Source organism: Halovenus anhuiensis, assembly GCF_037080055.1.
Lineage (GTDB): Archaea > Halobacteriota > Halobacteria > Halobacteriales > Haloarculaceae > Halovenus.
The window spans coordinates 396,785-419,336 of the sequence record NZ_JBAOJI010000002.1 but is presented as its reverse complement, the minus strand read 5'-3'; the positions used below and the strand labels follow the sequence as shown (position 1 = coordinate 419,336).

Here is a 22,552-nt window from a genome sequence, read left to right as displayed (position 1 = left end):
GTCGCGGGCCAGCGGCGACAGCGACGAACTGGACAAATTTCGGAAACTGAGACCGCAGAGCGAGTATTGTCGTCAGTGGTGGCGGCAAACTGGATAATCATTTGATCAGTTCGGCATACTGAGAACAGAGCGGCGCATCGACGAATCGAAAGATAATGATTTATCCCATACGATGGGAAAGTAGGGATATAATGTCCGACCAACTCAAGAAGGGCCTCGAAGGCGTGCTCGTTGCCGAGTCGTCGTTGAGCTATATCGATGGAGACGCCGGAAAGCTCGTCTATCGGGGGTACGACATCGAAGATCTCGCGCGTAACGCGAGCTTCGAGGAAGTGCTGTATCTGCTCTGGAACGGCGACCTCCCGACCAGTGAGGAACTCGCGGAGTTCGCCGACGGACTCAGCGAGGAGCAAGCCATCGACCAGGGTGTCATCGACACACTCGAAACGCTTGCGGAAAACGACGAACGCCCGATGGCTGCGCTCCGAACGGGGGTTTCGATGCTGTCTGCCAGCGAGCCCGAATCCGACGCCGACCCCGAGAATCTGGACGCCGCCCGCCGGAAAGGTCGCCGCATCGTCGCGAAGATTCCGACAATTCTGGGCGCGTACGACCGACTCCGCCGCGGCGAGGAACCGCTGGATCCCGATCCGTCGCTGTCGTACGCCGGCAACTTCCTCTACATGCTCACCGGTGAGCAGCCGACCGAAGTGGCCGAGGAAACCTTCGACATGGCGCTGACTCTGCACGCCGATCACGGGCTCAACGCCTCGACCTTTACCGCGATGGTCATCGGCTCGACCTACGCCGATGTCTACAGCAGTCTCACCGGCGGCGTCGGTGCGCTGTCCGGCCCGCTCCACGGCGGCGCGAACCAGGACGTCATCGAGACGCTGCTGGAACTCGACGACTCCGGGCAGGATCCACTGGAGTGGGTCGTCGAGCAGACTGATCAGGGTCGACGCATCCCCGGCTGGGGCCACCGCGTCTACAACGTCAAAGACCCGCGCGCGAAAATCCTGCAGGCGAAACTGGAGGATCTCTCCGAGGACTCCGGCGAGACCAAGTGGCTCGAGTACACCTCGGCCATCGAGCAGTACCTGACCGAGGAGAAAAATCTCCCCGAAAAGGGCATCGCGCCAAACGTCGACTACTACTCCGGCGCAGTGTACTACCAGCTCGGCATTCCGATCGACATGTACACGCCCATCTTCGCGATGGCCCGCTGTGGCGGCTGGCTCGCACACGTGCTGGAATATCAGGAGGACAACCGACTCATCCGACCGCGCGGCCGATACGTCGGCGCCGAGAGTCGCACGGTGACCCCCATCGACGAACGATAGCCCACGACTGTGGACGTTTTTGTGTACGGCACGCTCACCGATCGGGAGCGAACTGCGGACATTCTCGAGCGATTCAGCTATCGGAGCAGCGCTGTTCTCGATGGCCTCCACCGCGTCGACGGCCGATATCCGACGCTCTCACCCGGCGGCGAAACGACCGGTCGGATTCTCTCGACACCGGAAATCGACGCTCTCGACGGGTACGAGGGCGTCGCGAGTGGCCTCTACGTGCGGGTGACGGTTCCGCGGGCGGAGGACGGAACAGTCGATGTGTACGTCGGTGACCCGACCCGGTTGGGCGTGAGCGACGACTGGCCGGCGGGCGGATCCGTCGGTGAGCGCGTGCGGCAGTACATCGACAGCAACTGTGTCGTCGTTCGGGAACAGTACTGAGAGTTACTCACCCACATTAGTCGGTGAACCAACAAACTTGACATCCTCCTCCGCGTTCACACGGAGGAATTCCACGGCACTGCACCGCTGAGTTGGGATATTACGGTTTGCAGTCTACCACTTGTTCCTGCGGTTGGAATCCGCGAGTCAAGTTATGAAGGTAGACCGAAGGCTGTGCCAACCAGCCGGTACTCCTATCCTCGTCCAAACTGGCCGAAGACTCAGAGTTACTTTGATTCAAGTTGAGACGGATGTTCTCCGCCCCATTCACGTCAGCGTTGAACGCCGCATCACACTTCTCGCAGACGTACAGGCCGCGTTCAATACGCTGACTGTCTTCTTCTCTACCACAGAGACAACACGTTTTGCTCGTGTTGTGCTCTGAAACTTCTACGACTTCGATGCCCTCAACCTTCGCTTTGTATTCAAGGATGTTGGTGAATCGGTCGAATGCCCACCCATGTAGGTCAAGATTTCCGTGCCGACCCCAATTCTTCGATTCTCCACCTTCGTCCTCACGTACCCCTTCCAAGTCTCCGACGTTGATGCGACCAACACCCTCCTCGGCACACCGCTGGACGATGTGCTTGGCGAGGCTGTGGAAAAAGTGCGTGCGGCGCTCCGACCACTTGTGCTGCAACCGAGTGGCTCTGTCACCACTTGGGTCGTCGCACTTGGCTATTTCTTTCGGAAAGTAGTACCCATCCTGCTTCAAGCAGTTGCCGGGGTACAACTCGGCTTCCTCGGTACTGTACGCGACAGCGGCGAAGTTACAGATTCCAAGGTCGATACCTGCCGTCTCGTTGCCGGGTGCAGTGGGTGTCTCGGTTTCGTCTTTACAGACGAGGTGAAGTTCCCAGCGTCCCTTTGCCTTATCGTAGACGGCGCGAACTTGTTGCAGATTCTCGACGGTGACACCGGGACGGGATTCGTATTCGACAAGGAGATATTCCCATGCTTTCGGGTGTTCCTTGTGGTTCGCTCCCTTCGAGAGCCTGATGCGATTGTTCTTGCTGTCGTGTTTGATTCCGTTCTGTTTCCATGTCACCGTACTGCGAGGGTGTTCCTCGTGGACGCGACGGCCTTGGTCGTCGTAGTAGTTTTTCTTGCGGTAGCCGGGCGGATTCGCTCGATCATCAGACTTCCTCTTTTCATACCAAGAGTTGAAGGCTTCAGCGAGTTCCTCCAGAACGCGCTGACTGGACTGACTATGCAGTCCCTTGTATTTGGTGTGACCTTTCAACTCGTCTTTGAGGTCGCCGTGGTCGGGAATCTTGCCCGAATTCTCCCACACTTCGCGGGAGTGGTAGTTGGCGACGTTCCAGAGTTTGCTGGCCGACCACCCGTGCCGGTCAAGCGGTCCCTCTACCTGCTGGTGGTTGAGGATTTTCGCTTGGTGGGTACGGTAGACTTCCAGCATTCTGAACGTTTGTATAAACAATTATATTCGTTTTTATTGTAAAAATTTGGTTTGAGAACGGGGAATATCCAGCCTTGCTATCGGCGGTGGATTATGGAGGGGGTTGTCAGATTCATCCCGGGCCTGAAGGCGCGGGTATTCTCCTTGCGTTTTATGTACCGTCCGATACAGAATAGAGTATATGAGTTCAGAGGAGCCAACGCGTGTCAAGGAGATCATGTCCTCGCCTGTCGAGACAATTTCCCGAGACGCGACAGTGAGCGACGCCGCAGCGAAGATGCGTGACGACAACATCAGTGCACTGATCGTCACGACGAGCACACCGTCGATTATCACCAGCACGGACATTCTCGACGCCGTGGCGAGCGGGACAGACACCTCCGAGTTGGACGTGACAGAGTTGATGACCGAATCCGTCGAGACAGTGCCGCCAGATCTGCAGATTGGCGAAGCGTCAGCGATGATGACCAACTTTGGTATCAAACACCTGCCGGTCGTCGAACGCGGAGACTACGTCGGGATGATCTCCTCGACGGATATCGCAGCGCAGGTGTCCTGATTACAGATCGAAGACGAGTCGGTCACCGACCTCGATTCCGCGGTCAGTAGTCCAGTCGTAGTTCACTTCGAGGACGTACTGGCCAAAGCCGGGATATCGCTGATTTTCGCCGTCCTCGTTCGGCCCGGGTTCGGGCGCGTGGTGGATCTCAGTGATCGTCCCGTCGACATCGGCATAGACGATATCGATCGGGAAATCCATCTCGCGCATCACGAAGGTCCGGCTGTCTGCCGTCTCGAAGACAAAGAGCATCCCCCGATCCTCCGGGAGTGATTTGGTGTTGCTGAGACCCGTAAACCGGAGATCCTGGGTGTCAGCGATGGCTGCCGTGACAGAGCCGAGTTCCTTCCCGTCGGACTCGGCGCTCACCTCTGTTGTCTCGTAGCTTGCGTGGATTTCCTCGCCATCGTCGGTTGTCGTGTTCCCATCACCGTTGGGCTGGTCACCACTGGGAGTGTCACCAGAGCCGACACAGCCGGCGATTCCGGCCGTTCCGACTGCGAAAGTCGCGGTCAGGAACTTCCGTCGGGACGGGGACATCGTATTCAACGGTACGGCGGGAGCGATTAAGAGGATGGCGTCAGGAGAGTAATTTGCGCGGAGCGGTGCATGCTGTTGGCAAGCCTGATTGTACCGGAGGTTAGCAAAGCGAACCTCCGGCCTTTTTCGCCCACGTTTTTCGAGTCGAGCGAGACCGGAGGTCTCGCTGACCATGCGAACGGCGGCTTCGCCGCCGTGAGCAGAGAGCGGTTCCTGCAGTGAGCCGAAGTCGTTCGAAAGGCGCGTAGCGCCTTTCTGATGACGAGAGAGCTCCGCTCTCTCGAACCAGCTCACGAGGAAACCCGACGCTGAAAAAGGTTGTAGAGTGGGTTCGGGCGGGTTCGAACCGCGAGGACTTCGCTACACTCGTCCTCTGGGTTCGAACGCCGCCGCCACACGTTCCACTCACGCACGCCTCGCTGTCGCTCGGCGTTGCGTTCGGGAGAAGTGGGTTCGGGCGGGTTCGAACCGCCGACCTCGGCCTTGTAAGGGCCACGTCATAACCAGCTAGACCACGAACCCGGTATTCGAGACAAGCCGGTGGCGCGGAATAACGCTTACTGTTCGGGCGGAATGCTTAGGCGACCGCACCCCCTTGCTCCGGTGTGCGCAGGGCCGGATCACTCCTCGTCGCAGTTGTCGTCGCCGGCGGCTTGCTCGTGTTGTACATGTCCGTCCCACCGCTGCCGCTGCTCGAAACCGGCGACTACGACCAGACGACAGTGACGATCCAGTCGGCCAACGGCACCGAACTGGGCAGCGTCGACGTACGAATTGCGGATACGCCAGCCAAACGCCAGATCGGACTGAGCCGAACGAATCGACTCGAAAACGGCTCCGGGATGTTGTTCGTCCACGAAAACTCGGGGAGCAAGTCCTACGTGATGCGAAACATGTCTTTCGGGATCGATATCGTCTTTATCGACAGCGAGGGGACAATCACCGAAATCCACTCCGCGCGGCCGCCGCCGGACGACGACGCGCCGTACACCGGCCAGGGTCGGTACGTCCTCGAAGTCCCTCGGGGGTGGGCCGCGGAGACGGGAGTCGAGTCCGGCGATACGGTCAGCATTCCGGATTCGGTGTGAAACGGCCCGCAATACCGCGGGAGTCCGTAAACAATTATAATGTGCGGGCGATAAGCGGAGGTAGAGAACAGCATGAACACGACTTCATTCGAGAACAAATGGAAATTTGCGGCCCTCGTCGGCGCGATTGGGGCTGTTTTGGCTATCCTGGCGGCGGTATTCCTCGGGGCGAACTTCGAGGAGACCGCCCTCGCGGTCGAGGTGGGAATCTACTCGTCGCTGATCGTCGCTGGAGCCTACGCACTGGGGCGGCGGGGCGGACAGCCACATTCACACGCGGTCGCCACCGCGGCAGTGGCCTTCGGCTCGCTGTATCTGATCGCGGTCTCGTTCCGACTCATGACCGAATTCGGCGTCCGATCACAGACCGAAGTGGTGACTGGAATGGGCGCAGCAATCGGACTCGCAGTTGCAGTCATGGTCGGCATCGTCGCACTCGGCCGCTTCGGCCCGTCGCCGAACTGAGTCGGTTTCCGGACGACGCTGTTTTTGCGGAGGACTCAGCGGACACAGAGCGACAACCTCGGCTCGGGGAACCGAGCGCAGAACCGAAGACAGTCACTCGTTGTCGTTCACGCCCGCCGATAGCAGAACACGAGCGCGCCCAGCAGCGTGAGTTCGAGCAGTTTGCTCGCGAGTGCGTAGCCGTCGTTGAACAGGTGTGCGCTGATCGTCACCAGCGGACTTTCGTCGGCGTGTGCGTTCGATTCTATCGCCGGCCAGAACGTCCCGTGACCGAGGACGGTGTGCCAGGCTCCGTATCCCAGCAGGAAGGTGAGCATCATGCCGATTCCGAGCGCGTAGAGTTTCTTCCGGTGGACATCAGCGACGCCGAGGCCGACACCGGCGAAGATCGCAATCCCAGACAGCGTGAACGCGAACGGGCGGGGATCGGGCGCGACCCAGAACTGCAGATACTGGACGAGTCGCGGGAAGCCGTGGGTCGGATGGAAGAAGTGAAGCGCGCCGACGAGGACGGCGATCCCTGCGGTGATCGGGAGGAGGTGCTGGGAGGTTTGTTGACGAAGTGTTGCGATCGACGGCTGGTAGTACAGCCAGCCCATCGCGACGACGAACATGATCGTCGCAAGTTCGTAGCTATACTGTAGGAAGAAAGACAGCGCCGCCGAAACGCCGGCGATACCGCCAAAGGCTGGGACGAGTGCTGCGGCGGCGCAGCCCGGACAGAGGATCAATCCGAGTGTCCCAGCGCTGGCCGACCGCGTCGCGTCGAGGACGGTGACGTAGACGAGATAGGACAGCGCGAGATAGCCGATGATCTGGTAGGGGATGATCCGGGCACCGATCCACTCGCCCGAGTAGTAGAGAATCGGGCCCCAGCCGAGTGATCGACCAACCTCGACTCCAAAGCCGAGATCACCCGTGATGGGTTCGACCTGTTCGGGCGTGAATCCGACCGTCCCGGACAGCCAGAGAAACAGCGAGAGATAGCCGACCGCGACAGCGCCGGCGAGCGCGGTCGGTTTCCAGCCCCGCGAGACCGAGTCGGTGTACCAGACGGCGATGACGCTTACGGTCGTCCAAATAAACGGAATCAGGAAGACGTGAAAGCTGAGCAGCGAGGTTCCGAACGCCGCTCCGTAGAGGACGGCGAGGAGAAGCTGAATCCCGATGAGGGCGTTGATCAGAACCAGTGTCCACAGCTGTGGGCCATAGGCTCGACTCCAGTATTCGATTCGGTTCGTGCTCATATCGGTGGAGGGGACTCAGAGTGCGTATATTGAGGTTCGTTCTCGTCGTGTTAGGGGTTTCGGTGTGGACGATGGCCAGGTACAGAGAGAAGCGACTGGCAGGTGTTGTGTTCTGAAAGGTGACCGGCGTCCGGAGCGGTACCAGAAGTCGATTCAATACCGTGTGCCCCCACGGACGCCCGGTCAGTGATGGAGACGACTCGCACGAAGCGGTCGCCGTTCCGAGTCGAGGCGGGCTCTTCACTGCGTTCGCTCGCGGGTCTCGTCGGTCCCCGCTCGCGCAATCCGAGATTCTCGCGTCGCTCGAATCTCGCTATCTTCGCGGGTCGGCGAGGCCTCCCCGCTTCGTTCGAGGCCGTTGGCCTCGCTATTCGCCTTTCTCGATCGGAGCGCCCACGAGGTTGCCCCACTCGGTCCAGGAACCGTCGTAGTTGATCGTGTCCTCGTAGCCGAGCAGTTCGTGCAGCGCGAACCAGGCGACAGAGGAACGCTCGCCGATTCGGCAGTAGGCGACTGTCGTCTCGTCGCCGTCGATGTCGTATTCGGCGTAGAGATCCTGCAGTTCCTCAGGCGTCTTGAACGTGCCGTCGTCGTTCGTGACTGCGGCCCAGGAGATGTTCTCCGCACCTGGGATGTGGCCGCCACGCTGTGCGGTCTCGTCGAGACCTGGCGGGGCGAGCACTTCGCCACTGAACTCTTCGGGCGAGCGAACGTCGACCAGCGGCAGGCCACGGTCGATTGCGTTCTCGACATCCTCTCGGTAGGCGCGGATGGACTCGCGCGGACCGGAGGCGTTGTAGTCGACCTCGGAGAAGTTCGGGACCTCGTCGGTCGTCGGGTAGTCGTTCTCGTCCCAGTATTCGCGGCCGCCGTCGAGCAGTTTCACGTCGTCGTGGCCGTAGTACTTGAACTGCCAGTATGTGTAGGCTGCGAACCAGTTGGAGTTGTCACCGTACAGGACGACCGTCGAGTCCTCGGTGATCCCGTGGGCACCGAGCAGGTCCTCGAAGTCATCCTTGTCGAGGATGTCTCGCCGCGTCTGGTCCTGCAGGTCGGTCTCCCAGTTGAAACCGATCGCTCCCGGCGCGTGACTCTCGTCGTACAGCTCCGTGTCGACGTCGACTTCCACGAGTCGGTGGGCTGGATCGTCACTCTGGAACTCCTCAAGTCGGTCCTCAACCCAGTCCGCCGAAACGAGTACGTCTTTCGCGTAATTGCTCTCACTCATGATTACATAACCCAGTACGATCCCCATGCATAAAGCGGTATTAATTGCGGCATGCGTCTCCACTCGTTTAGCTTCTCGGCAAAAATACCCGATTTATTTCGCGGAAAATTCGAGGGCTCAGCGCCAATCGAGAGCAGGCCCCCCAAAAACAACTCACCCAATATTGCGGGCTTTCGAGTAGCCTGCAAGAGTTGCCGGTACCCTCGAATCCCCCGGAACGAACACGTTCAAGCGGGCCGGGAGCGAATACCCAGCCATGAGTGAGCGAGTCGTTTCGCCCGCGTGGCTGGACGAGCACGAGGATGCCCGGATCATCGACGTGCGCGAGGGCTGGGAGTACGACGGCATCGGCCACATCCCCGGCGCGGTGAACATTCCGTTCGACGAGTTTCGCGCAGAGGAGCACGCCTCGGAGGGCGGCAGCGGCGAGGGAATGCTTCCCGGCGAGGGCGTCTTCGCCGAGTTGTTCGGCGACGCGGGGATCACCCGCGAGGACCACATCGTCGCCTACGACGACCACCACGGCGTCTTCGCGGCGCGGGCGCTGGTAACGGCACTGCTGTACGGCCACCCCCCGGAGCAGATCCACCTGCTCGACGGCGATTTCAGCGCGTGGCAACTGGAACGGGAGGTGAGTTCCGAGACCCCGGCAGTCGAGCGGGTCGAGTACGAGATCCAGCGGCCGGCAGAGACGCCACTGGTCGATTCCGAGGAAGTCGCAGCGGCGGTCGACGCCGAGGAGACAGTGATCGTCGATACCCGCGAGGGCTGGGAGTACGAGGAGGGCCACATCCCCGGCGCGGTCCGACTCGACTGGCGGGAGTTGGTCGACGATGAAACCCGCGGGCTGAAATCCCGCACGGAGATGGAGTCGATTCTCGACGCGCAGGGCATCGTCCCCGAGAAACGGGTTCTGCTGTACTGCAACACGGCCCGGCGGATCAGCCACACTTACACTGTGTTGACCCACCTCGGCTATCCCGACGTTGGCTTCTACGAAGGGAGTCTGACGGAGTGGGAAACCGAAGGGCGGCCGATCGAGAGCGAGTAAACTAGCAACGAAACGCTTACAACCGCGTCCCTGCGAGTATTGAATGCGCGGGATCGTAGGGTAGCTTGGTATCCTTCGGGCCTTGGGTGCCTGTGACCCCGGTTCAAATCCGGGCGATCCCATTCTACCACTTTTTACTTCGTCGGGTTCGCTCTTCGAGCGAACCGCTCCTCGTAAAAACTTGGGGAAAAACCACCTCGGCGTTCGCTTTCGAGGTCTCACTCCATTCGACCTCGCGTCGCTCACGCCGAGTGAACCGCCTCGCCTCGCGCTCACGGCGTCGCCGTTCGCGCAGCGCTCGGCGGATGCTAGAAGAGCAATTACACGGGTATCGCGGAGCGACAGTAGTGTTGCCACTGACTCTGTTGACACGTAAAAAGTGAAAATCGGTTGTCGGTCAGTTCGAGGAGTCTTCGTAGACAACCTGCGAATCCTGATCCGATGGGTTCCAGATGATCTGGGCGTCCCATTCGCGGATCTCCTCACTGGCAGTGATTGTGATTGAATCGCCGGCAGTCACCTCATCACTCACATCGCCCATATCCACATTGACGGTCTTCCCACCACTGCTCTCCGAGGAAGTACCGCCGTTATCTAGCGCCACAGTCGTACTGATCTCTTCAGTATTGCCACTGGAGTCACCAACAGTGACATCGATTTGCAGCTCGGAGACGCTCGAATCAAAGTCATCGCCACCAGTGACACTGAATACCAACTCATCTGGCGAGAAGTCCGACTCGATCGTCGGTGTCGGGGCAGGGTCATTGCCCTGTCCGAGTCCAAGCACGAACGACGCGATGACGGCTGCGAGGATCACGGTGATCGCGACCATCAAGATCACGCCGATGACTGGCGAGACTGCGCGGTCATCGTCGTTAGTGAAATTTAGTGAGCCCATCTTATGATGAGGAGTCGCTGTAAATCACTGTGGAGTCTTGGTCAGATGGGTTCCAGATGATCTGAACTTCCCACGTCGCTCCGGAGGCTGATGGATCGCTATTATCTGGGAGCGCGTCGCCGCCAAGACCGTTACCGTTCAGCTGGATTTCATTACCTGTTCCGGCAGTATTCATCGTGATCGTATCTCCTGCCGTGATCTCACTTGCACTGCCGCCATCCAAATCAGCACTGTAAGTAGTGCCATTTAGTGTGTAATCAATCGTCGCAACACTAGCATCAAAGTCATCACCGCCCGTAACATCGAGACTCACTTCGTTTGCGTCTACGCTCGTCTCCATCGTCGGACTCGGTGCCGGTTCGCCCTGGTCCCCCAGACCAAGTACGAATGAGGCGATCACGGCCGCGAGAATAACTGTAATTGCGACCATGAGAATCACCCCGATCACTGGGCTGACTGCGCTGTCGTCGTTGAACATTGCTTTGAGTCGTTGCATTCCAATCGAGTCCATGACAGAATTACGTATAAATCCCCATGTTCGATTAGCAGATTTGAGATTCGAATTCGAACTGCGGACGGCTTTCAGCACCAAATGAGTGATTTCACAGCCAGAAAAAAGCTTGTCTTCTTGCGGTTTTGGAGGTTGGGCAATATTGTGAGTTCGCTCAGAAAGAAGACCGATTCTCCAAGTTTTGAGAATCAGTCGTGAGAACAACGCAATTAGTCGCTGTCACGCGAGGGTCATCCTCGCGCGACGCGCACCAAAGAGGTGTCCAAATCGGGCGGTCGATCGGCACCGGTGGGGCGCGATCAGCGGCGAAAACGACGGTCGTCGTTCCGCAACTGTCGAGCGTACTTAAAACAACCCACATACTCGGGAAGCAGTGCTTTGGGGGAAGGTGACATACGAATAGGTATGCGAGGGAGCGATACGCGAGCGTTCGTCTGTCCGGCGTGTGGGGAGCAGATGAACGTCTCACCGGCGACGCGGAAGGCAGTGCTTCAGAACGGCTGTCCGTTCTGTACCGGTGCGGTCGAAAAGGGAAATTTCGTCTAGGCGTTAGCTGATTTTCTCGTACTGCTCGGAGAGTTTATCGGCGGCTTCCTGCATCTGGTCGCGCTCGAAGTCGGTGAGTTCCCATTCGATGACTTCCTCGACACCGTTTTCGCCGAGTCGGACAGGGACACCGAAGCCGACGTCTTCGTGGCCGAATTCGCCGTCGAGCGGAATCGAACACGGCAGGACTTCGCCGGTATCGTTGAGAATCGCGTCGACGATGTGGGCGACACCGCGGGCCGGCCCCCACTCGGTCGCGCCCTTCCGTTCGATGACGTTCATGGCGCTTTCCTGCAGGTCGGCGAGAATCTCTTCCTGTTCGTCCTCGGTGAACTCGGGGTCCGTACCGTCGACGCGGACCTTCGAGAAGACCGGAACCTGCGCGTCGCCGTGTTCGCCCAGAATCGTCGCTTCGACGTTGCCGACTGGCGTGTCGAATCGCTCGGAGAGGACGTAGCGGAACCGTGCGGAGTCGAGTCGACCGCCGAAGCCGATGACCTGGTTGCGGTCGCGGTCGCCGGCCTCGTAGAGGTGGCGGTTGAGCAGGTCGACCGGGTTGGAGGTGGTCACGGTGATGAAGTCGTCGCTGTGTTCAGCCAGCGAGTCCTGGATGTCCTCCATGATCGGGGCGTTGTCGTCGGCCAGGTCCAGTCGCGTGTCGCCCGGACTCCGCGGGAGGCCTGCCGTGATGACGACGATGTCCGAGCCTGCTGTGTCGGCGTAATCGCCCTGTCGGACCTCTGTGTTGGAGTCGTAGGCGATACCGTGGTTGGTGTCGGCCGCCTGACCGACGGTGACATCTTCCTGTTCGGGAATATCGACGAAGACGACCTCGTCCGCGATGTCTTCGAGTGCGATCGTGTACCCTGCGGCCGCGCCGACGGTGCCTGCCGCACCGACGATGCTTACTTTTGCCATGGTTGCATCTCCCTCAGCGCTCGCCGTAAACATGTCGAAACGGTACAGATATTGTTCAAATAACTAACATTTCGGGCGGGAAGTCCCAGAGCGACCTCGTCGAATCTGACAGAGATCGGATTGTATCGAGCGACGACACGTACGAGGACGTGACAGCGCGACTCGACCTGGAGTCAGTTGAGGAGTAACTGTCCACAATCCCTAAGCGCGCCCCCGACCAAGCCACGCCAATGACCGATTGGACGGAGAAATACCGCCCTTCCTCACTGTCGGAGTTGCGGGGCAACGACAAGGCCCGCGACGCACTCCGAGAGTGGGCCGAGACGTGGAACGACCACCACAAGGCCGTCGTTCTACACGGTCCGCCCGGGGTCGGCAAGACCTCCGCAGCGCACGCACTCGCTGCCGACAAGAGCTGGCCGACCATCGAACTGAACGCCTCAGACTCTCGAACCAAAGACGTGATCGAACGCGTCGCCGGCGAAGCCGCAAAGAGCGGCACGCTCACCGCCGGGGGTGGCGGCCGCCGCCTCCTCATCATGGACGAGGCGGACAACATCCACGGCAACGCCGACCGGGGCGGTTCGCGGGCGATCACCAGCCTCGTCAAGGAGGCCAATCAGCCGATGATCCTCATCGCCAACGATTTCTACGAGATGTCCAACGGCCTCCGCAACGCCTGCGAGGACATCGAGTTCCGCGGTGTTTCCAAACGATCGATCCTGCCAGTCCTCCGTGACCTCTGCCGCAAGGAAGACATCGAGTTCGATTCGGAGGCGCTCGAACAGATCGCAGAAACCAACAGCGGCGACCTCCGCGGGGCGATCAAGGATCTGCAGGCACTCGCGGAGGGCAAAGAGCGTCTCACCCCCGACGATGTCGTCACCAGCGAACGAGACACGACCGAGGGCGTCTTCGATTATCTCGATACGGTGATCAAGAAGGCTGGCCCACAGGAAGCCCTCGAAGCGAGTTACGATGTCGACGAGACGCCGGACGATCTGATCAACTGGATCGAGGACAACATGCCCAAAGACTACCACGGAGAAGAGTTGGTGGTCGCCTACGACTTCCTCGCGAACGCCGACCGCTGGCTCGGGCGCGTCCGCGAGACACAGAACTACTCCTTCTGGCGATACGCCGGGGACAACATGACCGCCGGCGTCGCCGCCGCTCGGCAGGAAGACAAGGGCGGGTGGACCCGCTACGGCCCGCCGAGTTACTGGTCGAAACTCGGCCGCTCGCGTGGGACGCGGGACAAACGCGATTACATTGCCCGACAGATCGCCGAAGCGAACGGCGTGAGCATGGCCACCGCCCGCCGGAAGATCATGCCCCAACTGGCGGTGATGACTCATCACTGCAACAACCGCGAGTTGACCGTGGCGATGGCCGCCCGCTACGAACTCGATGAAGAACACGTCTCCTTCGTGACCGGCAGCGGCAAGAACACCAACAAGGTTGCCTCGATCGTCGAAGACGCCGAAGAACTCCGCGAAGCCGAATCTGTCGCCGCCTCACAGGGTGCCTTCGAGGGAACACCCGAAGAGTCCGACGAGTCGACGGCAACCAACGAGGCGAGTGACGAGTCAGATCAGTCAGAGGGGGATGACGCCGATAAGCTCGACCTGACAGAGGCAGAGACAGAGGAATCTGTAGACAACGAGTCCGAGGACGACGAACAGGCGGGCCTATCGGACTTTATGTAGGCTGGTCGGGAACAGCGGGGCGTGTTGGATCAGTCGCCGGCGACTGCGCTGTCCGTTCGCCCGTTCTGCGTATTGCTGGCCTGCCAGAAGGCGAGTGCCGTCGCGTAGACCAGCGAGGCGAAGATAAGCTGTGCGGCGGTCTGGTGGAGCATCGAGGCAGTGATACCGAAGTTGAGGACGGTATTGGCCCCGAAGAGGATCTGTAGCGGGAGCATGAGGATGGCGACACCCAGCGCGTAGGTGATCCGGCTATCGTGCCCGCCACGGTAGGAGATCAGACCCGCGCCGAGAATCATGAAGCCGACGACCATCGCGACGAGGCGGTGGAACCACTCGACGAAACTCGGCCACGTCGCCGGAAAGAGTCCGAGCCAGCCGTCACAGAACGGCCATCGTCCCGCACAGGTCAGCCCGGCACCGATCTTGCCGGTGTAGACGCCCAGCAAGATGAGCGCGAACGTCCCGACCGTCGTCGCAGCCAGATAGTGACGGAATGAAATGCCCATACAGCACCCTCAGGAGTGCGGATATTTCAATTGTGGCATTCTTCCCACTGGCCGGTAACGCACGAGCAAACTGTCGGAAAGAGTCCGACAGGGGTTCCGATGCTCTTTTGGGCTCTCCGCGGCCTGATATGAGCATGGGACTAGACGAGGACGCTCTCGATTATCACCGGGAAGATCCGCCCGGGAAAATCGAGATCTCGACGACGAAGCCAACGAACACACAACGTGATCTCAGCCTGGCGTACTCGCCGGGTGTTGCCGCTCCCTGCCGGGAGATCCGCGACGACGCCGAACAGGCCTACACCTACACCACCAAGGGCAACATGGTCGGTGTCGTCTCCAACGGCAGTGCGGTGCTCGGACTGGGCGATATCGGCCCGCAGGCCAGCAAGCCGGTCATGGAGGGCAAGGGCGTACTCTTCAAACGCTTCGCCGATATCGACGTCTTCGATATCGAACTCGACCACGAAGACCCCGAGGCGATGGTCACCTCGATCAAGGCGATGGAACCGACCTTCGGTGGGATCAACCTCGAAGACATCAAAGCGCCGGAGTGTTTCGAGGTCGAGTCGCGCCTGCGCGAGGAGATGGACATCCCGGTCTTCCACGACGACCAGCACGGCACCGCCATCATCTCCGGGGCGGCACTGCTCAACGCCGTCGAGGTCAGCGACAAGGACATCTCCGATCTCGATATCGTCTTCTCGGGTGCTGGCGCGAGTGCCATCGCAACGGCACGATTCTACGTCTCGCTCGGGGCGGACAAGGACCGGATCACGATGTGTGATTCGAGCGGGATCATCACGCAGGATCGGGCCGACTCCGGCGACGTGAACGAGTTCAAACAGGAGTTCGCCACCGACGTGCCCGAGGGTGACCTTGCAGACGCGATGGAAGATGCGGATGTGTTCGTCGGACTCTCGATCGGCGGCATCGTCGACGAGGAGATGGTCCGCTCGATGGCCGACAATCCGATCATCTTCGCGATGGCCAACCCCGACCCCGAAATCGACTACGAGAAAGCCAAGGCGGCCCGCGACGACACCGTCATCATGGCGACGGGCCGGTCGGACTACCCGAACCAGGTCAACAACGTGCTGGGCTTCCCGTTCATCTTCCGGGGCGCGCTCGACGCGCGTGCGACGGAGATCAACGAAGAGATGAAAGTCGCGGCAGCAGAGGCGCTGGCCGAACTCTCTCGCCAGGACGTGCCCGATGCCGTCGTCAAGGCCTACGGCGACGATCCGTTGCAGTTCGGGCCGGATTACATCATCCCGAAGCCGCTCGACCCGCGCGTACTCTTCGAGGTCGCACCGGCCGTCGCCGAGGCGGCGATGGAAAGCGGTGCGGCCCGGGGCGAACTCGATCTGGAGGCGTACACCGAGCGGCTCGAAGCGCGGCTGGGCAAGTCCCGCGAGATGATGCGCGTCGTGCTCAACAAGGCAAAGAGCGACCCTAAACGCGTCGTGCTGGCCGACGGTGACGACGAGAAGATGATCCGGGCGGCCTACCAGCTCATCGATCAGGGAATCGCCGAGCCGGTACTGCTCGGCGACCACCAGGAGATCTGGGAGACGATGGAACGGCTCGGACTGAGCTTCGAGCCCGAAATCGTCGATCCCGACAGGGACAACCTCGATCCCTACGCCGACCGGCTGTACGAACTCCGCAAACGCGAGGGTGTCACGCGTCGTGAGGCCGAAGACCTCATCGAAGACGGCAACCACCTCGGTAGCGTGATGGTCGAGATGGGCGATGCGGACGCGCTCCTCTCCGGGCTGATGCATCACTACCCGTCGGCGCTGCGCCCGCCGCTGCGGATCATCGGCACCGCCGAGGACGCGGACTACGCCGCGGGCGTCTACATGCTCACCTTCAAGAATCGCGTCATCTTCATCGCAGACGCGACGGTCAACCAGAACCCAGATCAGGACGCCTACGAAGAAATCACGAAACACACCGCCGAACTGGCCCGGCGGTTCAACATCGAACCCCGTGCTGCGCTGCTTTCGTACTCCGATTTCGGCAGCGTTCGCGCGGACGGACCCCGTAGTATCCGAAAGGCCGCCGCCTCACTGCGAGACGACCCGGGAGTCGACTTCCCGGTCGACGGCGAGATGCAAGCCGACACGGCGCTGGTCGAGGACATCCTCAACGACACCTACGACTTCTCGGAACTGGACGAACCGGCGAACGTGCTCGTTTTCCCGAATCTGGATTCGGGCAACATCGGCTACAAACTGCTCCAGCGCCTCGGCGGCGCAGAGGCCATCGGCCCGATGCTCGTCGGCATGGACAAGCCGGTTCATGTCCTCCAGCGAGGCGACGAGGTCAAAGATATCGTCAATCTTGCCGGTGTGGCGGTCGTCGACGCACAGGAGGAATAACGACGGTCTGTTTGTGATTTTCTTCGCGTAGTGCCAAGCCCCGAGAAGGAGTAAATAGAGCAACGGCGGTCGCGAGGGATCGGTGTTAGCCCGCGTATTCGAAGAGAACCGACGCGAGCAGGAATACGGCGAGCCCAACCGCGACGCCGACGCCACCGCCGAGCAACACGTCTTCAAGCACGAGGCGACCGGTGAGCATACCGATAGCGGCGGCTTCCAGTCCGGCCCCGAAGGCGGCCGTCCGGGCGCCGCTGGAGTCGTCCTCACGGTGTGTCGCCGTAACCTCCTCCTCGAACTCGTCGGTGTCCGATTCGTGTTGCGGTTGTTGCTGTTGGAGTATCCACGGAATCAGGAAGAACGAGCCGGCCCCCGAGAGCAGCCCCATCGCCAGCCCGAAGACCAGCCAGTTACTCTCGAAGATGAAGTAACTGACCGCCGTCAGCGCGACGAAGTTGCCGACGCTCGACGCGACACCGATGAGTCTGCGGACGTTCTCGCTGAGTTCCTCGGTTCCACTGTCCTCGACACCGGCCGGTTGGCCTGACATATCCGCTGATATCAGTTCGACCACAAAAACGACTCGGCCGTGTTTCCCGGCGAGAAACGCTTAAAAGAGCTGTTCAGTGGCGGTCCGCATCTCGGCCACCGACGCCGTCGTCTTGAGCGTCGTCCCGCCGTAGTGTGTTCGGGAGGCCTCGTAGCCAGCCTCACGGAGCGCCTCCAGAAAGTCGTCCATTGCGGGTGCTGGTTCGCCCCACTCCTCGCAGAGTCGGTGCTGATCGAAGTGCGTCGGCTGATCGAGTTCCGCGCCGAGGCGGTCGATCAGGTCCCGCGCCTCGTCGGCGGTGCCCATCTCGTCGTCGACTGCCTCACGAACGTCGGGCAGGAAGTCGAGATCACTGGTCCGATCCAGCCAGACCGGGCCGACGGTCGTAATCTCGCTGCCGCAGTTGGCACACTCCTCGGGCGGGTCGGCGAGCAGTCCCGCTTCGGTCTCGCGGTGCAGGCAGTGCCGGCAGTGATAGATGAATCCGAGTCCCTTGACGACCGCATTGGCGTCTCGCGCGCCGCGGTCCAGTTCGAGATAGGTCCGCACGTAGTGGTTGGTGGCGTGAGTCAGAACCGGCCGGATGGCGATGTCGTAGCGGGCGGCGGTCCGGGCCAGCCCCGAGAGGAGAATCCGGACGCCCATCTCAGCGTGGTACTCGGTGTTGCGCGGAACCGCACTGTACGACCGGACACCACTCTCGAAGTGTGCGCCACACAGCGGCGCGGTGTCGGTCGCGGTCACACAGAGCAGATTGCGCGTACCCTGAAACGCAGCATCGGCGAAGGGAATCGGCGTGCCGAAGGGGTCGAGGTCGACCACGTCGAAGTAGTCCTCGTGCAACAGTGCGTTGACATCCCGCTGGACTGTTTCGGCGTCGAGGTCGTTTCTCGCGAGGTTGTCCCGGCAGAGGTCGAGCGCGTCGTCGTCGACATCACAGCAGGTCACCTCCCAGTCGTCCGCGGCGGCGCGGACGCCGCGAATGCCGCTGGCGGCCATCGCGTCGAGATACGTCTCTGCGCGGGGTTCGCGCTCGCGGTAGGCCCGCAAGACGGCGATAGTCAGATCCCGATTGAGTTCCTGGACGGGGTTGAAAAAGACCCCGTCACCGACGCCCTCCTCCTGTTCGGGGACCTCGATTTCGACGGCCCCTTCCCGAACGTGCATGCCGCTACTGGCCGGGCCACGGCGTTAAGCGATGTGATTCGGTCGCAACGCGGCCGGCAAGCAACTGGGAAAACCGTGCCAAATGAGACAAAAACAGGCCACGGGCAGCGATTAGAGGCGTACATCGTCGATTCGTAGAGTAGAGAGACTGTACCACGAGAACACACCACAGTTTCGCCGCGAGACTTATATCTACTCGCTGTGTAATTCAAGAAACGTTGTTCATCGGACATGCACTCCTGGCGTTTGCCCTCGCGGCCCTCATCGCACAGTGGCGAGGCTTGAGTTCCCAGCAGGCGCTTGCGCTGGGACTCGTCGCGGGTGCGTTCGCGGCACTCCCGGACGTGGACGTGCTGTACGCCGCCGTCGCAGCCAATCCCACGGAGTTAGTGGCCAGCACGGGCGTGCAGCCCGAGGCGTTCTGGGGACCGGCCAACGAGGCCCACCGGCTGATGACCCACTCGCTGGTCGTCGCGGCGCTTGCAGGTCCGGCTTTCGCCCTCTGGACACTCCGGTCGGCGACGGGCTGGCGACGCGGCGGAGCGGTCCTCGGGGCCGGAGTCCTGGCGGGACTGGTCGTCGTGGCCGCCGAGGCCAGCGGGCTGATCGGAGCCTTCGTCGTCGGTGCCTTCGTCCTCGTCGGGATCGGAATCGCGGAGCTCTCCCAGTCGCGACTCGACCTTTCTCCGGGTCTGCTCGCGCTCGCGGCGACGGCGGGAATCGCCTCCCATCCGTGGGGCGATCTGGTCACCGGCGAGCCACCAGCGCTGTTCTATCCCTTCGAGGTGTCGCTGTTGAGCGAACGAATCGTCCTGAGTTCCGATCCGACGCTACACCTGCTCGGTGCGTTCGCACTCGAACTGGCAGTGGTGGCGCTGGCCGCGGTTGTCGTCGCCCGGGAGGCGGGCTACCGACCACACCGACTCGTCGACCGCCGGGCGCTCATCGGAGCCGTCTACGGTGTCACCGCGGTGTTCATGGCACCGCCGACGATCCATCTCTCCTACCAGTTCGTCGGATCGATTCTGGCCGTCGGCGGCGTCTGCGGGATCGGCCACCCGTCCGTCCGCGGGTGGTATCCAGTCAGGACGGCTATCGATCGGTTGGCAGGAACCTCAAAGCGGGCGTTACGGACCGTGCTGACGACGCTTGCCGCGATTGCGATCGCACTCCTGAGCTACGGCGTGGTCTATCTGCTGGTCGGGTAATCCCCGACGAGTAGCACATACAATATTAAACGTAGGCCGGTCGAATGGACAGCTATGTCCAGTACTGCGTTGTCTGATCTGCTGGCCGATCGCCAGCGGAACGCGACGATTAGTTGGCTGTTGCTCGGACTCGCAGCACTCGCTGGGGTCGGGGGTGTGATCGTGACAGGGCCGTTGTGGTCGTTTTTCGCGGTCATAATCGTGCTTCTGGGCCTGATCCCTCCGATTGCCTATCGCTCACGGTACATCATGTTGCCGTGGGAGGTGCTCGCGATGGCGGTGCTACCGCTGATCGGCATCGCACTCGGCGCAGACCGACTGTCGAGTCAGTTCATCAGCTATCTCGCCATCGCGGCGGTCGGGCTAGTGATCGTCGTCGAACTGGATTCGTTCACGTCGATCCGGATGTCGCCGGGATTTGCGATTGTGCTCGTCGTCGCATCGACGATGGCCGCCTCGGCACTGTGGGCCATGCTCGAATGGTACGCGGCGATTTTACTCGACCGGGGTTTCGGCCTCACGAACGACGAACTGATGATCGAGTTCCTCTACGCCGCGCTGGCCGGGTTCGCGGCGGCCGTCACGTTCCGCACCTACTTCAGGCGATACGTCTCCCCGACCAAGCGGGTGCCGAAAGAACTCGAAGACACCATCGAGGAGGTGAGAGATGTCGATAACTAGTCGGCTCCTGCCGAACGAGCGACGCCAGCGCCAACTGAGCCGTGGGATGGAACTGCTACTGGTCGGATTGCTCTTCATCGGTATCGACCGCGGGAGCACCGGGATCATCGTCAACACGACCGCCTCGCTGGTCGTCGTCCAGTTGCCGGCGATTCTCGAACGCAACTACGATGTGACGATGGATCCCCAACTGGTCCTGTGGATCACGGCGGCGGCGTTCCTGCACGGGATCGGAATCGTCGGAATTCCGGGCGTGAGTCGGTCGTTGTACACCTCACTATGGTGGTGGGACCACCTCACACACTCGCTGTCGGCGTCGGTCGTCGCGGCGGCCGGCTACGCGACCGTTCGAGCGGTCGATCTGCACTCCGAGGAGGTCTCGATTCCGGGGAGGTACATGGGCGTCGTGCTCCTTATTTTCGTACTTGCGTTCGGTGTGCTCTGGGAACTGCTCGAATTCGCGATCGGCGTCACGGCTGACCTGCTGGAGACGCGGGGGATTCTCACACAGTACGGCATCGAGGATACCCTCAAGGATCTCACCTTCAATTCGATCGGTGGCGTGATCGTCGCAATCTGGGGCGGCGTCTATCTCTCAGACGTTTCGACGGCGATCAGCGAGAGACTTGGTGGAAACTAATCAGCGGTCGTAACCTCTTTTTTCTTTGCCGACAGATACTCAGATATGAACGCGATCATCGTCATGTCGATTCTCGGGCTGTTTCTGTTGTTCATCTTTTTCGTCTTCCTGATGCTCCGACGGACGACACAGGAGTTCAAACGCGGGATGGAAGGGAAGTAGACCCAAAAGCGGTTTGGCGCTGCCGGTCCTGCATCGGGTATGGATCCACGCGTCCGTGAACACGCAGATGTTATTGCAACGCATTCCGTCGATTTGCAGGAAGGCGACAACGTCGTCATTGCCGCGCCGCCAGCGGCCGACGATCTGGCGGTCGCGTTACACGAAGTGATCGGTGACCACGGCGCGAATCCCGTCGCCCTGAACGGCAACGACCGATTCAGCCGTGCGTATCTGCGCTCCCGCGAAGAGGACTTCGAGACGCCCGAACACGAACTCGCGTTGATCGAAGAGACAGACGTGTTCATCGCCATCCGGGCGAACGAAAACGTCACCGAAACAAGCGACGTGAGTCCACAGACCAACGCCGACTACTCGCAGGCCAAACAGCCGATTCTCAACGAACGACTCTCGAAACGCTGGTGTCTCACGCAGTATCCCGCCCCGGCAAACGCCCAGTTAGCGGAGATGAGCACCGCCGCCTACGAGAATTTCGTCTGGGACGCCATCAACAAAGACTGGGAGGCGGTCCGCGAGCACCAACAGCAGATGGTCGAGATTCTCGACCCCGCCGACGAGGTGCGAATCGTCTCCGGCGACACCACCGACGTGACGATGAACATCAGCGGGAATCCAACGCTGAACGATTACGGCGAAAAGAACCTCCCCGGTGGCGAAGTCTTCACCGCGCCGGTCAGAGAGAGCGTCACCGGCGAAGTCCTGTTCGACAAGCCGCTGTACCATCAGGGCCGGGAAGTGACCGACGTGTATCTCGAATTCGAGAACGGCAAGGTGGTCGACCACGCCGCCGAGAAGAACGAAGACGTGCTAACGGAAGTGCTCGAAACCGACGACGGCGCGCGGTATCTCGGCGAACTCGGCATCGGGATGAACCGCGACATCGACCAGTTCACCTACAACATGCTGTTCGACGAGAAGATGGGCGATACCGTCCACATGGCCGTCGGCCGGGCCTACGGAGACACCGTCGGTGAGGCCAACGAACAGAACCAGAGCGCGGTCCACGTCGACATGATCGTCGACATGGCCGAGGATTCACGGATCGAAGTGGATGGTGAAGTCGTCCAGCGGAATGGGACCTTCCGGTTTGAGGACGGGTTCGAGGAGTAGCGAGATTTGAGCGTCAGCGAAAATCTCGGATCGGAACGAAGCGGTAAGCGAAGCGCGCCGCGAGCAGCGAGATTTGAGCGTCAGCGAAAATCTCGGATCGGAACGAAGCGGTAAGCGAAGCGCGCCGCGAGCAGCGAGTTCTGAGCGTTAGCGAAAATCTCGGATCGGAACGGGGCACCCGCGCTGTCGTGTCAACACCCACCACAGCGA

At 60.9% G+C, this 22,552-nt stretch carries 24 protein-coding genes and 2 tRNA genes; 15 read left to right on the top strand and 11 right to left on the bottom strand.

Annotated elements, in window-relative coordinates; translation table 11 throughout:
• The first annotated feature begins 191 nt into the window (after positions 1-191).
• The gene (gene citZ / locus V8P86_RS07960) at positions 192-1,343 is read left to right on the top strand and encodes a citrate synthase (RefSeq protein ID WP_336326720.1); all 1,152 of its coding nucleotides are present in this window, start codon (positions 192-194) and stop codon (positions 1,341-1,343) included.
• Between the two features lie 9 nt (positions 1,344-1,352).
• Positions 1,353-1,736 (top strand): gamma-glutamylcyclotransferase family protein, encoded by a 384-nt coding sequence (locus V8P86_RS07955; protein WP_336326719.1) that lies wholly within the window; start codon positions 1,353-1,355, stop codon positions 1,734-1,736.
• Positions 1,737-1,836: 100 nt separating this feature from the next.
• On the opposite strand, the gene V8P86_RS07950 is transcribed toward V8P86_RS07955, so the two are convergent.
• On the bottom strand, positions 1,837-3,156 hold the full coding sequence (locus V8P86_RS07950; protein WP_336326718.1) for an RNA-guided endonuclease InsQ/TnpB family protein: 1,320 nt from the start codon (positions 3,154-3,156) through the stop codon (positions 1,837-1,839).
• 181 nt (positions 3,157-3,337) lie between these two features.
• Between V8P86_RS07950 and V8P86_RS07945 the strand changes: the two genes are divergently transcribed.
• Positions 3,338-3,715 (top strand): CBS domain-containing protein, encoded by a 378-nt coding sequence (locus tag V8P86_RS07945; RefSeq protein WP_336326717.1) that lies wholly within the window; start codon positions 3,338-3,340, stop codon positions 3,713-3,715.
• On the opposite strand, the gene V8P86_RS07940 is transcribed toward V8P86_RS07945, so the two are convergent.
• Positions 3,716-4,255 carry a DUF192 domain-containing protein gene (locus V8P86_RS07940; protein ID WP_336326716.1) on the bottom strand — a complete coding sequence of 180 codons (540 nt, stop codon included), beginning with the start codon at positions 4,253-4,255 and terminating at the stop codon, positions 3,716-3,718.
• 448 nt (positions 4,256-4,703) lie between these two features.
• Positions 4,704-4,777, bottom strand: a tRNA-Val gene (locus V8P86_RS07935).
• Between the two features lie 83 nt (positions 4,778-4,860).
• On the opposite strand from V8P86_RS07935, the gene V8P86_RS07930 reads away from it, so the two are divergent.
• Positions 4,861-5,343, top strand: a complete 483-nt coding sequence (locus V8P86_RS07930; RefSeq protein WP_336326715.1) for a DUF192 domain-containing protein — start codon at positions 4,861-4,863, stop codon at positions 5,341-5,343.
• 72 nt (positions 5,344-5,415) lie between these two features.
• A complete protein-coding gene (locus V8P86_RS07925; protein WP_336326714.1) occupies positions 5,416-5,808 on the top strand; it encodes a hypothetical protein in 393 nt (130 codons plus the stop codon).
• Between the two features lie 107 nt (positions 5,809-5,915).
• Here V8P86_RS07925 and V8P86_RS07920 read toward each other — a convergent pair whose 3' ends face one another.
• Both V8P86_RS07920 and V8P86_RS07915 read right to left on the bottom strand, forming a co-directional pair.
• Complete coding sequence (locus V8P86_RS07920; protein ID WP_336326713.1) at positions 5,916-7,055, bottom strand: DUF7546 family protein; 1,140 nt, start codon at positions 7,053-7,055, stop codon at positions 5,916-5,918.
• Between the two features lie 367 nt (positions 7,056-7,422).
• Positions 7,423-8,283 carry a sulfurtransferase gene (locus V8P86_RS07915; protein ID WP_336326712.1) on the bottom strand — a complete coding sequence of 287 codons (861 nt, stop codon included), beginning with the start codon at positions 8,281-8,283 and terminating at the stop codon, positions 7,423-7,425.
• Between the two features lie 256 nt (positions 8,284-8,539).
• On the opposite strand from V8P86_RS07915, the gene V8P86_RS07910 reads away from it, so the two are divergent.
• Together V8P86_RS07910 and V8P86_RS07905 are read left to right on the top strand one after the other, a co-directional pair.
• Positions 8,540-9,334 (top strand): sulfurtransferase, encoded by a 795-nt coding sequence (locus V8P86_RS07910; protein ID WP_336326711.1) that lies wholly within the window; start codon positions 8,540-8,542, stop codon positions 9,332-9,334.
• A 49-nt stretch (positions 9,335-9,383) separates the two neighbouring features.
• Positions 9,384-9,456: transfer RNA gene (locus V8P86_RS07905), tRNA-Pro, on the top strand.
• 275 nt (positions 9,457-9,731) lie between these two features.
• Here V8P86_RS07905 and V8P86_RS07900 read toward each other — a convergent pair.
• Positions 9,732-10,232, bottom strand: a complete 501-nt coding sequence (locus V8P86_RS07900; RefSeq protein ID WP_336326710.1) for a type IV pilin domain-containing protein — start codon at positions 10,230-10,232, stop codon at positions 9,732-9,734.
• A 1-nt stretch (position 10,233) separates the two neighbouring features.
• Complete coding sequence (locus V8P86_RS07895) at positions 10,234-10,728, bottom strand: type IV pilin domain-containing protein (protein ID WP_336326709.1); 495 nt, start codon at positions 10,726-10,728, stop codon at positions 10,234-10,236.
• 420 nt (positions 10,729-11,148) lie between these two features.
• Between V8P86_RS07895 and V8P86_RS07890 the strand changes: the two genes are divergently transcribed.
• A complete protein-coding gene (locus V8P86_RS07890) occupies positions 11,149-11,289 on the top strand; it encodes a DUF7560 family zinc ribbon protein (RefSeq protein ID WP_336326708.1) in 141 nt (46 codons plus the stop codon).
• A 3-nt stretch (positions 11,290-11,292) separates the two neighbouring features.
• On the opposite strand, the gene mdh is transcribed toward V8P86_RS07890, so the two are convergent.
• Entirely contained in the window at positions 11,293-12,207 is a 915-nt protein-coding gene (gene mdh / locus V8P86_RS07885; protein ID WP_336326707.1) for a malate dehydrogenase, read from the bottom strand.
• Between the two features lie 230 nt (positions 12,208-12,437).
• On the opposite strand from mdh, the gene V8P86_RS07880 reads away from it, so the two are divergent.
• Positions 12,438-13,916, top strand: a complete 1,479-nt coding sequence (locus V8P86_RS07880; RefSeq protein ID WP_336326706.1) for a replication factor C large subunit — start codon at positions 12,438-12,440, stop codon at positions 13,914-13,916.
• A 29-nt stretch (positions 13,917-13,945) separates the two neighbouring features.
• Here V8P86_RS07880 and V8P86_RS07875 read toward each other — a convergent pair whose 3' ends face one another.
• Entirely contained in the window at positions 13,946-14,422 is a 477-nt protein-coding gene (locus tag V8P86_RS07875; protein ID WP_336326705.1) for a COX15/CtaA family protein, read from the bottom strand.
• A 134-nt stretch (positions 14,423-14,556) separates the two neighbouring features.
• On the opposite strand from V8P86_RS07875, the gene V8P86_RS07870 reads away from it, so the two are divergent.
• Positions 14,557-16,809 carry an NADP-dependent malic enzyme gene (locus V8P86_RS07870; RefSeq protein ID WP_336326704.1) on the top strand — a complete coding sequence of 751 codons (2,253 nt, stop codon included), beginning with the start codon at positions 14,557-14,559 and terminating at the stop codon, positions 16,807-16,809.
• An 85-nt stretch (positions 16,810-16,894) separates the two neighbouring features.
• Here the strand turns inward: V8P86_RS07870 and V8P86_RS07865 are convergent, their stop codons facing one another.
• Together V8P86_RS07865 and V8P86_RS07860 are read right to left on the bottom strand one after the other, a co-directional pair.
• Positions 16,895-17,356, bottom strand: coding sequence for a hypothetical protein (locus tag V8P86_RS07865; protein ID WP_336326703.1), 462 nt, complete (start codon positions 17,354-17,356; stop codon positions 16,895-16,897).
• 60 nt (positions 17,357-17,416) lie between these two features.
• Positions 17,417-18,523 (bottom strand): tRNA (guanine(26)-N(2))-dimethyltransferase, encoded by a 1,107-nt coding sequence (locus V8P86_RS07860; RefSeq protein WP_336326702.1) that lies wholly within the window; start codon positions 18,521-18,523, stop codon positions 17,417-17,419.
• Between the two features lie 218 nt (positions 18,524-18,741).
• Between V8P86_RS07860 and V8P86_RS07855 the strand changes: the two genes are divergently transcribed.
• The 5 genes from V8P86_RS07855 to V8P86_RS07840 are packed head-to-tail and all read left to right on the top strand — an operon-like array spanning position 18,742 to position 22,342.
• Positions 18,742-19,731, top strand: coding sequence for a metal-dependent hydrolase (locus tag V8P86_RS07855; RefSeq protein ID WP_336326701.1), 990 nt, complete (start codon positions 18,742-18,744; stop codon positions 19,729-19,731).
• Positions 19,732-19,785: 54 nt separating this feature from the next.
• The gene (locus V8P86_RS07850) at positions 19,786-20,412 is read left to right on the top strand and encodes a hypothetical protein (RefSeq protein WP_336326700.1); all 627 of its coding nucleotides are present in this window, start codon (positions 19,786-19,788) and stop codon (positions 20,410-20,412) included.
• Positions 20,399-21,052 carry a DUF2238 domain-containing protein gene (locus tag V8P86_RS07845; RefSeq protein WP_336326699.1) on the top strand — a complete coding sequence of 218 codons (654 nt, stop codon included), beginning with the start codon at positions 20,399-20,401 and terminating at the stop codon, positions 21,050-21,052. Before V8P86_RS07850 ends, V8P86_RS07845 begins: the two co-directional genes overlap by 14 nt.
• A 45-nt stretch (positions 21,053-21,097) precedes the next feature.
• A complete protein-coding gene (locus V8P86_RS19085) occupies positions 21,098-21,214 on the top strand; it encodes a DUF7859 family protein (RefSeq protein ID WP_503629727.1) in 117 nt (38 codons plus the stop codon).
• A 39-nt stretch (positions 21,215-21,253) separates the two neighbouring features.
• Positions 21,254-22,342 carry an aminopeptidase gene (locus V8P86_RS07840; protein WP_336326698.1) on the top strand — a complete coding sequence of 363 codons (1,089 nt, stop codon included), beginning with the start codon at positions 21,254-21,256 and terminating at the stop codon, positions 22,340-22,342.
• Positions 22,343-22,552: the final 210 nt, after the last annotated feature.

Excerpts from the sequence above, each read along its gene's own strand:
- V8P86_RS07870 (WP_336326704.1), top strand. The coding sequence starts at position 14,557 with ATGGGACTAGACGAGGACGCTCTCGATTATCACCGGGAAGATCCGCCC.
- V8P86_RS07925 (WP_336326714.1), top strand. The coding sequence starts at position 5,416 with ATGAACACGACTTCATTCGAGAACAAATGGAAATTTGCGGCCCTCGTC.
- V8P86_RS19085 (WP_503629727.1), top strand. The coding sequence starts at position 21,098 with ATGAACGCGATCATCGTCATGTCGATTCTCGGGCTGTTTCTGTTGTTC.
- V8P86_RS07895 (WP_336326709.1), bottom strand. The coding sequence starts at position 10,728 with ATGCAACGACTCAAAGCAATGTTCAACGACGACAGCGCAGTCAGCCCA.
- citZ (WP_336326720.1), top strand. The coding sequence starts at position 192 with ATGTCCGACCAACTCAAGAAGGGCCTCGAAGGCGTGCTCGTTGCCGAG.
- V8P86_RS07875 (WP_336326705.1), bottom strand. The coding sequence starts at position 14,422 with ATGGGCATTTCATTCCGTCACTATCTGGCTGCGACGACGGTCGGGACG.
- V8P86_RS07945 (WP_336326717.1), top strand. The coding sequence starts at position 3,338 with ATGAGTTCAGAGGAGCCAACGCGTGTCAAGGAGATCATGTCCTCGCCT.
- V8P86_RS07840 (WP_336326698.1), top strand. The coding sequence starts at position 21,254 with ATGGATCCACGCGTCCGTGAACACGCAGATGTTATTGCAACGCATTCC.
- mdh (WP_336326707.1), bottom strand. The coding sequence starts at position 12,207 with ATGGCAAAAGTAAGCATCGTCGGTGCGGCAGGCACCGTCGGCGCGGCC.
- V8P86_RS07850 (WP_336326700.1), top strand. The coding sequence starts at position 19,786 with ATGTCCAGTACTGCGTTGTCTGATCTGCTGGCCGATCGCCAGCGGAAC.
- V8P86_RS07910 (WP_336326711.1), top strand. The coding sequence starts at position 8,540 with ATGAGTGAGCGAGTCGTTTCGCCCGCGTGGCTGGACGAGCACGAGGAT.
- V8P86_RS07865 (WP_336326703.1), bottom strand. The coding sequence starts at position 17,356 with ATGTCAGGCCAACCGGCCGGTGTCGAGGACAGTGGAACCGAGGAACTC.
- V8P86_RS07880 (WP_336326706.1), top strand. The coding sequence starts at position 12,438 with ATGACCGATTGGACGGAGAAATACCGCCCTTCCTCACTGTCGGAGTTG.
- V8P86_RS07940 (WP_336326716.1), bottom strand. The coding sequence starts at position 4,255 with ATGTCCCCGTCCCGACGGAAGTTCCTGACCGCGACTTTCGCAGTCGGA.
- V8P86_RS07950 (WP_336326718.1), bottom strand. The coding sequence starts at position 3,156 with ATGCTGGAAGTCTACCGTACCCACCAAGCGAAAATCCTCAACCACCAG.
- V8P86_RS07900 (WP_336326710.1), bottom strand. The coding sequence starts at position 10,232 with ATGGGCTCACTAAATTTCACTAACGACGATGACCGCGCAGTCTCGCCA.
- V8P86_RS07915 (WP_336326712.1), bottom strand. The coding sequence starts at position 8,283 with ATGAGTGAGAGCAATTACGCGAAAGACGTACTCGTTTCGGCGGACTGG.
- V8P86_RS07890 (WP_336326708.1), top strand. The coding sequence starts at position 11,149 with ATGCGAGGGAGCGATACGCGAGCGTTCGTCTGTCCGGCGTGTGGGGAG.
- V8P86_RS07845 (WP_336326699.1), top strand. The coding sequence starts at position 20,399 with ATGTCGATAACTAGTCGGCTCCTGCCGAACGAGCGACGCCAGCGCCAA.
- V8P86_RS07920 (WP_336326713.1), bottom strand. The coding sequence starts at position 7,055 with ATGAGCACGAACCGAATCGAATACTGGAGTCGAGCCTATGGCCCACAG.
- V8P86_RS07860 (WP_336326702.1), bottom strand. The coding sequence starts at position 18,523 with ATGCACGTTCGGGAAGGGGCCGTCGAAATCGAGGTCCCCGAACAGGAG.